We start from the raw sequence: 12,345 nt of genomic DNA, 5'->3' as shown, positions 1-12,345 counted from the left end.
TTTATGCGATCTTTTTTCGCCACAAATTTCACGAATTTTCACGAATTTTCGCGAATTTTTTAATCTGCTCAATCTGCTCAATCTGCGTGAACTTTTTTACGATGTGATAAGCAATAGTAGAGAACAATTAATTAGTGAAAATTCGTGAAATTCGTGGCAAAAAATAATAATCTGTGGCAAAAAAAAATATACAAACTGAACAACTATTTATATGAAAAATACCAAATTACAAGCCTTTACTCCGTTATTTTATTTAGTATGGTCTGATGATTTACTGACTCAAAAAGAGTTTACAACCATTCAGAAATTTATCAATGATCTGACCTGGCTTTCGCCCGAAGAAAAGCAACAATTGCTTGCAAGAGTAGATATTTCGAATCCGCCTTCGCGTAATGAACTTGCACAATGGAAACTGGATATTGAAAACAGCATTCAGAATAAAACAGATATAAAATCGATATTTGATATTGCAGAAGCCCTGTCAGAAAAAGATGTAGACATCTCGACCTTACAATCAGATTTTATAAAGCTCGAAAATGACCTCGGAATTTTGGGCGAAGAAGCGCTTCAGAATTTTAAAACAAAAGCCAATTCTTTTACAGCAAATTCTCAAACAAACGCTGATTTTGATATTCAAAAAATAACAGCTATTTTAAATGGTAAAGAAGCTGCTATCATCAACAAAGTAAAATTGGTTATTTCGAGACCTGAATTTGCTTACGAAACTTCGACAGATATAAACGTTTACCGCCAAACGGTATACAATTGGTGTAAAATTCTGGCCGAAGAAAATCTCGGAAATATGGCATATCCAAAACAATATGGAGGAGGAGAAAACATAGCCGATTATTTTGCAATTATGGAAACCTTAAGTTATCATGATTTAAGTCTGGTAATAAAATTTGGTGTTCAGTTTGGACTTTGGGGTATGAGCGTTCAATCGCTGGGAACAGAGAAACATTATGCCAAATACTTAAAAGATATTGGATCCTTAAAAATTCCGGGTTGTTTCGCCATGACCGAAACACATCATGGTTCAAACGTAAAGGGATTAGAAACTACAGCTACATATAATCATAGCAATCAAACTTTTACAATTCATACCCCTAATAAAAATGCCCAGAAAGAATATATTGGCAACGCTGCGGTTCATGGACAAATGGCAACTGTTTTTGCAAAACTGATTATCGACGATCATGATTATGGTGTGAATGCCTTTGTGGTTCCGTTGCGAGATACAAACGGAAACACTTTAAGCGGCGTTACGATTGGCGATTGCGGACATAAAATGGGATTAAACGGGGTGGATAACGGAACCATTAGTTTTGATCACGTAGTGATTCCTAAAGAAAATATGCTCGATCGTTTTGCTTCTGTAAATGAGAAAGGCGAATTTCAAAGCCCGATCCCGAGTGACAACAGGCGATTTTTTACGATGTTAGGAACTTTGGTTGGAGGACGAATCGGGATTCCGCGGTCAGCATTGGCAGCAGCAAAATCCGGGTTAACAATTGCCATTCGATACAGTGATCAGCGAAGACAATTTGGTCCCGAAGGAGGATCTGAAGTGCCAATTTTAAATTACAGAATGCACCAGCGTCGCTTGATTCCGCCTTTGGCTAAAACCTATGCCGTTCATTTTGCTTTGCAATATCTGACAAATCGTTTCCTGAATAAAACCGAAGCCGAAATGCAGGAAATTGAAGCCCTGGCAGCAGGAATGAAATCCTATTCGACCTGGAGTACAAGAGACATCCTGCAGGAATGCCGCGAAGCCTGTGGCGGAAAAGGATATTTGTCTGAAAACCGAATCGATGCTTTAAAAAATGATACCGAAATATACACGACTTTCGAAGGGGATAATACTGTTTTAATGCAATTGGTTGCTAAAAATCGTTTGTCGGAATTTAGAAAATCGTTTGGAGAAATGGGGGCTGCCGGAATCATTAATTATGTGTACGAAAATGCTAAAACAGCCCTTACCGAAAAAAATCCAATTGCAACCCGCAAAACAGATGATGAACATTTATTAGACGAAGAGTTTCATTTGCAGGCTTTTGTTCACAGAGAAAAAACAATATTGGCATCAGCAGCACGACGAATTAAAAAATTAGTCGATGGCGGTTTAGAACCTTATGACGCTTTTAATGTCGTGCAGCATCAAATGATCGATGTTGCTCAGGCGTATTTAGAAAGAGTAGTGCTGGAACAATTTCAATTGGCAATAAAAGCAGTAGAGGATATTAAATCAAAAGAAATATTGATAAAACTCAATCATCTTTACGCGCTTTCGCAAATAGAAAAAAACAAAGCCTGGTATCTCGAAGATGGTTATATGGAAGCCGTAAAAACCAAAGCTATCCGTAAAATGGTCAATCAGCTTTGTTGGGATATTCGACCTGATGCCGTTTCATTAGTCAATGCTTTTGATATTCCGGAGAGTTGTCTTGCTGCGCCAATTGCTGTGGGGTTTTGAGAGGGGAAGAGGGAAGAATAAAGAGGAAAGAGGAAAGAATAAAGAGGGAAGAATAAAGAGGGAAGATGAAAGAGGGAAGAAAATAGAGAATAGAATTTTTTCTTGTTTAAANNTTTAAACAAGAAAAAATTCTTTCTAATCCTTCTAACCTGTGGCAAAAAAATGAGCTATTTTTAACAACAAACAACAACTGTCATTACTTTTATTATATCACGAAGCGTGTTAAATCATCGTTTTATTAAAATAAGTCGCTTTTTCGAAGTCTTTTATATTGATCGAAATTACTGGAACTTCGGGTAAAATTCTATTCAGTTGGTTTACAATTACTTTTGATAGTTTGCTTTTTTGATCTGTATCACGACCTTCCATGATATAACTAAAAACGTGAATGAAATCATCCAGAGAATTTCCGTTATTATAATATGTAAAAGGATTAATACGCACCTTAATTTCAGATGCAACAAAGAGTCCGGTAGATAATGCGGCATCAAAAACTTCCTGCATAATATCATCTGCAGATTTTAAACGTATAACATTCTCAGAGCAATCAATAATAAAGTGAGGCATTTGTACAGCGTTTTAGAGTTTAGAAATTGAGTTCTCTCAAATTTACGAAATTCAAAATTTACCACTCATAAATAATTCATTTTTATAGGCACACTTTCTTATATTTGTAAGTCTCATTATAGCTGTAAATTTGTTTTGAAAAATTATCTATTGCTTTTTTTGTTTGTTTTTTTAAGTATTCCTGTTTATCCATCAGACAGTACAGATACTATTTTATCAAAGCTTAACGATGCGCTTCGAAATAAAGGGCAGTATGTGAGGCTTAAAGAAGAGCGTATTTTGAACTTTAAAAAGATAAAGTCAGATAATTTGTCTAAAGAACAAGAATACAATTACAACAAAACCCTATATACAGAGTATCAGAAATTCAATTCAGATTCGGCTATTTTTTATGTAAAAAAGAATCTGAAAATTGCTACGGATCTTCAAAATAAAGAGTTACTAAACTTAGCCAATCTACAATTGGTAACCTTATATTCGTCTTCAGGAAAATACAGGGAATCCGAAGCTCTTTTAAAAAACATCGACAAAAAAACATTGTCAAAACCATTGCTTCAAAATTATTACATTGCTTATCGGGAATTTTTTGAGCACTATGCCGCCAATAGTTACGACATAAAATACATTGAGCAAATACAAATGTACCGCGATTCTTTACTGACCGTTTTAGAACCTAATACGCTAATCTATCAGGTCACTAAAATCCAGCAGATAATGTCTCAGAAAAAATTTAAAATTGCTGAGAAACAGTTATTAGAATTATTTGCAAACATTAAAGAGGACAATGCGCAATATGCTATGGTAACTTATCTTTTGGGTAGTATCTATGAAGCGGGCCATCAATTAGAATCCAGAAAAAAATACTATGCGCTTTCTGCAACTTCAGACATTAAAAATGCCAATAAAGACAATGCATCGTTACAGGAATTAGCCTTGGTTTTTTACCAGATTGGCGATGTCGATATGGCGTACAAATTGACACAGTCGGCAATTGAAGATGCCTTGTATTGCAACGTTCAGTTTCGTACCTTATTAATGTCTGAGGTTTATTCGATTATCAATACCGTTTATCTCGAGAGAGAAGCGCAACGAAAAACCGAATTACAACTTTATCTGTTATGCATCAGCTTACTTTCGGCATTTTTGCTTGTAGCCATTATTTATGTATACAAACAAATGAAAAAGGTATCCAGAATACGGGGAGAACTTTTTATAACAAGTCAAAAACTGGCAGAGTTAAATAAAGACATTACAGAAACGAACAATCAGTTGCAGGAACGTAACGCACAATTGTCTGAATCCAATCATATTAAAGAAGAATATATAGCACATTTTTTCAGTCTTTGTTCGACCTACATCAATAAGCTGGAAAATTATCGTATTATTTTAAACAAAAAAGCCACTGCAAAACAGTTTGATGAAATTTATAAAATGCTAAAATCAACCACTTTGGTAGATAATGAACTCGAAGAATTGTATAAGAATTTTGATATTATCTTTCTTAATTTATACCCCACTTTTGTAAAAGATTTTAATGCACTTTTGATCAAAGAAGAACAAGTTGTTTTAAAACAGGGAGAATTGCTAAATACGGAACTTCGAATTTTTGCTTTGATTCGTTTAGGAATTAATGACAGTGTAAAAATTGCTGCCTTTTTGCGGTACTCTTTAAGCACGATCTATAATTATCGAACCAGAGCACGAAATAAAGCCGCAGTTTCTCGAAATGATTTTGAAGAAATGATCCTAAAAATTGGTTTAATTTCCTTGAAAGTCTAATTATTTATTTTAAAATCACTACTTTTTTTGAGGTTTAATTTTTGTTAATAAATTGATAATCAAACATTTGGTTTTTTATTTCACTACTTTTTTTCGTTTAAAAATTCAAAACGAACTATAACGTTTTAGCTTTACAGTATTATTAAAAAGGTTGTAAAGACTTTATGCGATCTTTAGATTATAAATTAAATGCTTTAATAAATTAATAGTTATGTTTAAAAACGTTAAAACAATTGTTGTTTTACTTTTGTTGAGCTCGATTGGTGTGAATGCACAGAATAAAGTTCCGGTTTATCTTGATGATAAAAAGCCTATGAATGAGCGTGTCGAAGATGCGCTTAAAAGAATGACAACAGAGGAGAAAATTGCGATGATTCATGCGCAATCTAAATTTAGTTCACCGGGTGTAAAACGTTTAGGAATTCCTGAAAACTGGATGACTGACGGACCTCACGGAATTCGTACGGAAGTTTTATGGGACGAATGGGATCAGGCTGGCTGGACAAACGATTCTTGTATCGCCTTTCCGGCTTTAACAGCACTTGCTGCAACCTGGAACAAAGAATTATCTTCTTTATACGGAAAATCTATTGGAGAAGAGGCACGTTACCGTAACAAAAATGTATTATTAGGACCCGGAGTTAATATCTACAGAACACCATTAAACGGTCGTAACTTCGAGTATATGGGCGAAGATCCTTTTTTGACTTCAAAAATGGTGGTTCCTTATATAAAAGGAGTTCAGTCTAATGGAGTTGCTGCGTGCGTTAAACACTTTGCATTAAACAATCAGGAAACAAACCGTAACTCTGTAAATGTAATTGTTGATGATCGTGCCTTGTACGAGATTTATCTTCCGGCTTTTAAAGCAGCTGTTCAGGAAGGTGACGCTTGGGCAATCATGGGATCATACAATAAATATAAAGGTCAGCAATGTTGTCATAACGAATTTTTGCTTAATGATATTCTTCGCGGAGAATGGGGTTTTAAAGGTGTTGTAGTATCAGATTGGGGAGGAGTAAACGACACAAAACAAGCCATTCATAACGGTCTTGATATGGAGTTTGGTTCCTGGACAAACGGACTTTCATGGGGAACAAGTAATGCTTATGACAACTACTTTCTAGCCAAACCTTACTCTGAAATGATTAGAAAAGGAGAGATTGGAACAAAAGAGTTAGACGAAAAAGTACGTCGTATTTTACGTTTATCGTTTTTAACCACTATGGACAGAAACAGACCTTTTGGATCTTTTGGTACAGAGGAGCATGCTAAAGCAGGTCTTAAAATTGCCGAAGAAGGAATTGTATTGCTACAAAATAACAACAATATTTTACCAATTAACCTTTCTAAAACAAAGAAAATTGCTGTTATTGGCGAAAATGCAATCAAAATGATGACAGTAGGCGGAGGAAGCTCTTCGCTTAAAGCAAGATATGAAATTACACCTCTTGAAGGATTAAAAAAGAGAATTGGAAATGAGGCCGAAATCGTTTATGCTCGTGGTTATGTAGGAGATCCTACCAGTAATTATAACGGAGTTGTAGCAAAAGTAAGTTTAGAAGAAAAACGCTCTGCTGCAGAATTGACTGCCGAAGCTTTGAAAATTGCCAAAGATGCTGATATTGTTATTTTTATTGGAGGTTTAAACAAAAGCGAAAATCAGGATGACGAAGGACACGATCGCAAAGAATTGGGACTTCCTTACAATCAGGATAAATTAATAACAGATTTAGTTAAAGTAAATAAAAATGTAGTTTTTGTAAATGTTTCAGGAAATGCTGTGGCAATGCCGTGGGTAAAAGAAGTTCCGGGAATCGTACAAGGATGGTTTTTAGGTACAGAAGCAGGAAATGCTTTGGCAGCTGTTTTGGTTGGAGATGTAAATCCTTCCGGAAAACTAACATTTACTTTCCCTGTAAAATTATCAGATAATGGAGCACATGCTTTAGGAGAATTTCCGGGAGGAGCAGATGTTACGTACAAAGAAAGCATTTTTGTAGGTTACCGTTGGGCAGACAAACAAAAAGTAAAACCGTTATTCTCTTTTGGTCATGGTTTAAGTTACACAACTTTTGAGTACGGAAAAGTAACAGCAGATAAAAAACAAATAGCTGCCGGAGATCAAATTACATTCTCTGTTAAAGTAAAAAATACAGGAACAAGAGAAGGTTCAGAAGTAGTTCAGCTTTATATCAGCGATTTAAAATCTTCATTGCCACGTCCGATAAAAGAATTAAAAGGATTCGAGAAAATTGTGCTAAAAGCAGGAGAAGAAAAAACGGTAACTTTTACGGTAGACAAAACAGCTTTAAGCTTTTTTGATGATAAAAAACACGACTGGGTTGCAGAACCGGGAGCTTTTGAAGCAATTGTTGGGGCATCGTCTACAGATATAAAATCAAAAGTGGGCTTCTCACTTCAATAATTTCATTATTTCTAAATTGGTTGGTTGTAAAGCTGCAAGTGTAAAAAGTTGCAGCTTTGCTTTTAAAAAGACTAACCAACAAAGAAAACTAACCATTTAACCACCAAAAAAATATTTTTATGAGTTCAACTTCTACTGATATTCAACCCAAAAAACATTATGAAATTCTTGATGGACTGCGCGGAGTAGCCGCAATTTTAGTTGTTATTTTTCACATTCTGGAAGCACATAACGAAGGAAGCCGTTTCAAACAAATCATCAATCACGGTTATCTTGCCGTAGATTTCTTTTTTCTGTTATCAGGATTTGTAGTCGCTTATGCTTACGACGATCGCTGGGCAAAAATGACGCAATGGGAATTTTACAAACGCCGTTTAATTCGTTTGCAACCCATGGTAATTATGGGTATGATTATAGGAGCCATATTCTACTATTTTCAAGCCTCGGGAGTATTTCCTCAAATTGCCGGAATGGCCGTTTGGAAAGTGATTTTAACAATGGTAATAGGGTTTACATTATTACCCATTCCGCCATCATTAGAGATAAGAGGCTGGGGCGAAATGCACCCGCTTAACGGTCCCGCATGGTCCCTTTTTTTCGAATATATTGCCAATATACTTTATGCAGTATTATTTCGTAAATTCTCTAATAAAGTTTTGGGATTCTTTGTTTTGCTATTTGCCGCAATGCTCATTAATTATACCGTTTTTGGACCCAAAGGAGATGTGATAGGAGGTTGGTCTTTAAACTTAGAGCAATTAAATGTTGGTTTTACCCGTTTATTATATCCCTTTTTTGCAGGAGTTTTATTGTCCCGTTTAGGCAAGTTAATCCATGTAAAAGGAGCATTCTGGATTTGCAGTATCATGATCATCGTTATTTTTGCGATACCAAGAATAGGCGACGAAAATAGTTTATGGATGAATGGTTTGTACGAATCATTTTCTATAATTCTTTTATTTCCGCTAATTGTTGCTATAGGAGCTGGAGGTGAAATCAAAAATTTACTTTCGGTTAAAATATGCAAAGCCTTAGGAAATATTTCATATCCAATTTATATCATACATTATCCCCTTATTTACTGGTATACCGCTTGGGTAATTGATAATAAAGTGAGCTTAAAAGACGGTTACCTTACAGGAATCGGAGTTTTGGCTGCCAGTATTCTAATTGCCTTTTTGTCTTTGAAATTATACGATGAACCTGTACGCAATTGGCTTCAGAATAAGTTTCAAAAAAGGAGCAAAGTGGTATAGAAAAGGTGCAAAGGTGCAAAGGCTCAAAGTAGCAAAGGATCAGAGAGCGAACTTTGTCTCTTTGAGATTTGACGTCTGAGCCTAAAAAAAGGGATGAAACCTTATGGTTTCATCCCTTTTATATTTAGTTCAATCAAGGAAACCTTTGTCCCTCTGAACCTTTGCATCTTTGTACCTTTTAAAAAAAAACTTATTCTAAAACCAATGCACCCAAAGCTTCTTTACTAAAACCTTTTAATTCATCTGTTTTACCAGCTTTGATTTTGGCCACCCAATTAGGGTCAGATAAAAGAGGTCTTCCAACTGCAACCAAATCAAAATCGCCTCTGTCGAAACGTCTGTTTAATTCTTCTAAAGAAGTTGGTTGAGAACTTTCTCCGGCAAAAGCTCCAAAGAAATCACCAGAAAGTCCAACAGAACCTACTGTAATAGTTGGTGCTCCCGTAACTTTTTTAGCCCATCCGGCAAAATTCAGGTCAGATTCTTCAAATTCAGGTTCCCAGAATCTACGTTGCGAACAGTGCAAAATATCAACTCCGGCAGCAACAAGAGGTGTAAGCCAGGCTTCTAATTCTTGCGGATTTTTGGCCAGTTTATAATTATAATCAGAAGGTTTAAATTGAGAAAAACGCATGATTACAGCAAAATCATTCCCCACTTGTCGTCTAATTTCTTTTACCACTTCGATAGCAAAACGATTACGTTCCGGAAGCGTTTTTCCGCCATAGCTATCCGTACGTAAATTAGTTTCGGCTCTAAAGAACTGGTCGATAAGGTAACCATGAGCACCGTGAATTTCGATGGTATCAAAACCTAGTCTTTTAGCATCGGCAGCAGCTTTTCCAAAAGCAAGAATAGTATCTTCAATATCTTTTTCAGACATTGTATTTCCGTTACTAAAATCTGGTCGGTTTAATCCTGACGGACCTTCAAAAGGTACCGGCGGAACCCATCCTGAGTGGTGATTGTCCATGATACCCATGTGCCAGATTTGTGGTCCCATTTGACCTCCGGCAGCATGAACTTCCTCAATCACTTTTTTCCATCCTTTTAGAGATTCATCTCCATAAAAGTGAGGTACATTTCCATCATTTGATGACGAAGGTCTGTCGATAACAGTTCCTTCAGATAGTATTAAACCAACTTCGCCTTCGGCTCTTTTTTGATAGTAAGCAGCTACTTCATCAGTTGGTACTCCGTTTGGAGAAAAAGAGCGCGTCATTGGCGCCATTACGATTCGATTTCTAAGATTTAACGTTTTTAAGTTAAATGGCGAAAACAGGTTGTTTGTACTCATAGTAATTTACAAATTAGATTGGATTAATTTACTGAGTGCTTCAAAGGCACCTTCGTTACGTTTATAGTAAGTCCATTGTCCAACACGCTTAGATTCTATAAATCCGGCACGTTGCAAAATAGAAAGATATTCAGAAACTGTCGATTGCGTTAAACCGGCTTTTGCCTGAATTTGACCCACGCAAACCCCGTGCTCAAATCCTGCATGCTGGAGTTGATCCGGAAAGTTTATTTCAGGTTCTTTTAGCCATTCCAGCATTTGCAATCTGGACTTATTAGATAATGCTTTAAAGATTTCTATATTTTCCATGGCGCAAATATATCGACTTTTCCCGATATACCAATTAAGGAAATAATATTTAGCAAAAATTTAAGATAGGGAACCTAAAATAAAGGAAGATTTAATAAAGAAAATTTATATTTGCGAGATTAAAAAAGCCCCAATAAATAAACGTAATCAAAACCATGAAAAAAACTTTACTCATTTTAGGATTTTTATGTTGCATCATAACAAGTTCAAAAGCTCAGGTTGTAGGAACTGATATAGGCGATATTGCACCAGAAATTGATCTTCCGGATCCAAAAGGCAATAACGTCGTGTTATCTTCTTTAAGAGGAGAGTTGGTATTAGTTGATTTCTGGGCATCCTGGTGCGGACCTTGCATTAAGGAACAACCGCAATTGATAAAATTATACAATACATATCCTGATAAATTCTCTATTTACAGCGTTTCTATGGATACCAAAAAACCGCTTTGGCTGGCAGCAATTGCAAAACAAAAATTGCCATGGACACAAGTAAGCGATTTAAAATACTGGAAATCTCCCGTTATTGGCGATTATATGTTGCAAGCAGTACCATTGAACTTTTTAATTGACAAAAACGGAATTATCGTGGCCAAAAACATTCATGGCAATGCATTGAACGAAATGGTTAAAAGTTTACTCACACCACAGTAAAAATCGAAAGTAATAAAAACTTTGAGTATATTGCTATTTCAAAATAAAAGAAATAATACAAAATCTCAATTTAAACTATGATACAAAAGTCGATACTATTATTTTTTATTCTGTTTTCATTCAATTGTAAAGCACAAACAATAGAAACAGTTAATAAATTAAAAACGTCCTATCAGCATTGTTTGGATAGCGGGAATGGTATGAAAAATTGTTCGATTGATTATTACAATCAATCTGATAGTTTACTGAATGTTGCGTACAGGAATCTAAAATTGAAATTAAGTTCTAAAGAGCAATCGAAACTAAAAAAAGAACAATTAGACTGGATCAAAAAACGAGATTTATATTTTGAAAAAGTATATTCGGATACCAAAAAAGAAGGTCATTTTGCAGAAGGAAGCAGTGATTTTGATATGGTTGTTTTTGACGAAAAAGCAAATTATGTTTTCGCCAGAGTAAGAGAACTTATCAAACGAATATAAAATTGTTGTAAAGAATTGATCAAATGGAATCAAAACTCAGTTTATCTGAATTTCGCAAAAGATTAGAAAACAATACTGAAATAGGTTCTCTAAAAGTAAATCCAAGTCTTTTTAGAATATTTCCCAGATTTAGCGGGAATAAACCTTTTTATGGACTTTTTAATGATAAAAGCTTCCGTTTAACGATCAATTCAACCACATGACCAACCTATTTTATAATAAGAGGCACTTACAAAAATGTTAATAATGTGCTTAAAGTAACTTACATTATCGAACCTAACAGTAAATTTCAGCTGCTTTGGGTAAGATTTTTTCCGGTAGTTTGTTTGATTGCAATTAATGTATTTTTTCTTTTTTTTGGCAGGGGTCTTAGAAAAGCAACTACAATTGTTAGTTTGTTTTTGCTTGTTCTAATTTTTTATTCGAGATGGAAAGAAGAAAGAAAGTGGAAAAAATTAGAGCGAACTTTTGTCCGGATTTTTGAGATCAAGAATTAATTCCTCAGTCAAAACTTCGGGATAATAAACTAATTTGTGTATTAGAATTTAAAAAAGATCTTTTATTTAGTTCGTAATCCTGAAACGATTAGTTCAATCTCTCTTCATGATTTCTCACTCCGCCATAATTATTTCTCAATAATTCTCTTACCTGAAATTGAGTTTTATTTCGGGTAATATTATCCCATTCCTTAAAATCAAAAATATGTATTTCTTTAGCATTTGGGTTTGTAACAAACGAAAGCCTTGCAATAGAATATTTATAATATTTTAATTCGTGCGATATATGTCTGTTTGGGACTACAACCAGTATTGTTTCCCATTCCAGAAAGTTCTTTGGTACATCTTCTCTTTCTGTTAATCCAAGCGCTTCAAAAAAGGCAATGATCTTTTGATCATTAAGTTTATCGATTTTTTGATCGACACGTTTAATGGTGCTAATAAGTTTAGTTTCATCTTTTAGAACAGCCATAGTAATAACTCCTTTTTTTGATTTAGTTTAATTTCAATATAAAATTACATCAAAACAAAATAAATTGATAAAAGAGAGGCAATAGAATCATTCTAAATTTTAACAGTAGACTTTATGAAGCCATTTTTAAAA

At 34.8% G+C, this 12,345-nt stretch carries 11 protein-coding genes; 7 read left to right on the top strand and 4 right to left on the bottom strand.

Annotation, left to right across the window (positions count from 1 at the left end; all coding sequences use genetic code 11):
• Positions 1-211: 211 nt before the first annotated feature.
• Positions 212-2,476: an acyl-CoA dehydrogenase family protein gene (locus B0A64_RS21825; RefSeq protein ID WP_089481585.1), complete on the top strand. Its 2,265-nt coding sequence runs from the start codon at positions 212-214 to the stop codon at positions 2,474-2,476.
• A gap of 222 nt (positions 2,477-2,698) precedes the next feature.
• On the opposite strand, the gene B0A64_RS21820 is transcribed toward B0A64_RS21825, so the two are convergent.
• Complete coding sequence (locus B0A64_RS21820) at positions 2,699-3,043, bottom strand: 5-carboxymethyl-2-hydroxymuconate Delta-isomerase (protein WP_089481584.1); 345 nt, start codon at positions 3,041-3,043, stop codon at positions 2,699-2,701.
• 135 nt (positions 3,044-3,178) lie between these two features.
• Between B0A64_RS21820 and B0A64_RS21815 the strand changes: the two genes are divergently transcribed.
• The 3 genes from B0A64_RS21815 (at position 3,179) to B0A64_RS21805 (ending at position 8,506) form a co-directional block, all read left to right on the top strand.
• Positions 3,179-4,822, top strand: coding sequence for a DUF6377 domain-containing protein (locus B0A64_RS21815; protein ID WP_089481583.1), 1,644 nt, complete (start codon positions 3,179-3,181; stop codon positions 4,820-4,822).
• Between the two features lie 211 nt (positions 4,823-5,033).
• A complete protein-coding gene (locus B0A64_RS21810; protein ID WP_089481582.1) occupies positions 5,034-7,250 on the top strand; it encodes a glycoside hydrolase family 3 C-terminal domain-containing protein in 2,217 nt (738 codons plus the stop codon).
• A 119-nt stretch (positions 7,251-7,369) separates the two neighbouring features.
• Entirely contained in the window at positions 7,370-8,506 is a 1,137-nt protein-coding gene (locus B0A64_RS21805) for an acyltransferase family protein (protein WP_089481581.1), read from the top strand.
• A gap of 190 nt (positions 8,507-8,696) precedes the next feature.
• Here the strand turns inward: B0A64_RS21805 and B0A64_RS21800 are convergent, their stop codons facing one another.
• Together B0A64_RS21800 and B0A64_RS21795 are read right to left on the bottom strand one after the other, a co-directional pair.
• Entirely contained in the window at positions 8,697-9,803 is a 1,107-nt protein-coding gene (locus tag B0A64_RS21800; RefSeq protein WP_089481580.1) for an NADH:flavin oxidoreductase, read from the bottom strand.
• A gap of 6 nt (positions 9,804-9,809) precedes the next feature.
• The gene (locus B0A64_RS21795; RefSeq protein ID WP_041518777.1) at positions 9,810-10,112 is read right to left on the bottom strand and encodes an ArsR/SmtB family transcription factor; all 303 of its coding nucleotides are present in this window, start codon (positions 10,110-10,112) and stop codon (positions 9,810-9,812) included.
• 155 nt (positions 10,113-10,267) lie between these two features.
• Here B0A64_RS21795 and B0A64_RS21790 point away from each other — a divergent pair, with 155 nt between their 5' ends.
• The 3 genes from B0A64_RS21790 (at position 10,268) to B0A64_RS21780 (ending at position 11,447) form a co-directional block, all read left to right on the top strand.
• Positions 10,268-10,762 carry a TlpA family protein disulfide reductase gene (locus B0A64_RS21790; protein WP_089481579.1) on the top strand — a complete coding sequence of 165 codons (495 nt, stop codon included), beginning with the start codon at positions 10,268-10,270 and terminating at the stop codon, positions 10,760-10,762.
• A 77-nt stretch (positions 10,763-10,839) separates the two neighbouring features.
• Entirely contained in the window at positions 10,840-11,244 is a 405-nt protein-coding gene (locus B0A64_RS21785; protein ID WP_089481578.1) for a lysozyme inhibitor LprI family protein, read from the top strand.
• Between the two features lie 23 nt (positions 11,245-11,267).
• A complete protein-coding gene (locus tag B0A64_RS21780) occupies positions 11,268-11,447 on the top strand; it encodes a hypothetical protein (RefSeq protein WP_089481577.1) in 180 nt (59 codons plus the stop codon).
• A gap of 382 nt (positions 11,448-11,829) precedes the next feature.
• Here the strand turns inward: B0A64_RS21780 and B0A64_RS21770 are convergent, their stop codons facing one another.
• Positions 11,830-12,213, bottom strand: coding sequence for a hypothetical protein (locus tag B0A64_RS21770; protein ID WP_089481575.1), 384 nt, complete (start codon positions 12,211-12,213; stop codon positions 11,830-11,832).
• Positions 12,214-12,345 lie beyond the last annotated feature (132 nt).

The sequence above is a fragment of the Flavobacterium araucananum genome (genome assembly GCF_002222055.1).
In the GTDB taxonomy this organism is placed as follows: domain Bacteria; phylum Bacteroidota; class Bacteroidia; order Flavobacteriales; family Flavobacteriaceae; genus Flavobacterium; species Flavobacterium araucananum.
The sequence above is the reverse complement of the archived record's forward strand: the minus strand, read 5'-3'. Positions and strand labels throughout refer to the sequence as shown.

Excerpts from the sequence above, each read along its gene's own strand:
- B0A64_RS21810 (WP_089481582.1), top strand. The coding sequence starts at position 5,034 with ATGTTTAAAAACGTTAAAACAATTGTTGTTTTACTTTTGTTGAGCTCG.
- B0A64_RS21790 (WP_089481579.1), top strand. The coding sequence starts at position 10,268 with ATGAAAAAAACTTTACTCATTTTAGGATTTTTATGTTGCATCATAACA.
- B0A64_RS21825 (WP_089481585.1), top strand. The coding sequence starts at position 212 with ATGAAAAATACCAAATTACAAGCCTTTACTCCGTTATTTTATTTAGTA.
- B0A64_RS21785 (WP_089481578.1), top strand. The coding sequence starts at position 10,840 with ATGATACAAAAGTCGATACTATTATTTTTTATTCTGTTTTCATTCAAT.
- B0A64_RS21820 (WP_089481584.1), bottom strand. The coding sequence starts at position 3,043 with ATGCCTCACTTTATTATTGATTGCTCTGAGAATGTTATACGTTTAAAA.
- B0A64_RS21770 (WP_089481575.1), bottom strand. The coding sequence starts at position 12,213 with ATGGCTGTTCTAAAAGATGAAACTAAACTTATTAGCACCATTAAACGT.
- B0A64_RS21805 (WP_089481581.1), top strand. The coding sequence starts at position 7,370 with ATGAGTTCAACTTCTACTGATATTCAACCCAAAAAACATTATGAAATT.
- B0A64_RS21800 (WP_089481580.1), bottom strand. The coding sequence starts at position 9,803 with ATGAGTACAAACAACCTGTTTTCGCCATTTAACTTAAAAACGTTAAAT.
- B0A64_RS21780 (WP_089481577.1), top strand. The coding sequence starts at position 11,268 with ATGGAATCAAAACTCAGTTTATCTGAATTTCGCAAAAGATTAGAAAAC.
- B0A64_RS21795 (WP_041518777.1), bottom strand. The coding sequence starts at position 10,112 with ATGGAAAATATAGAAATCTTTAAAGCATTATCTAATAAGTCCAGATTG.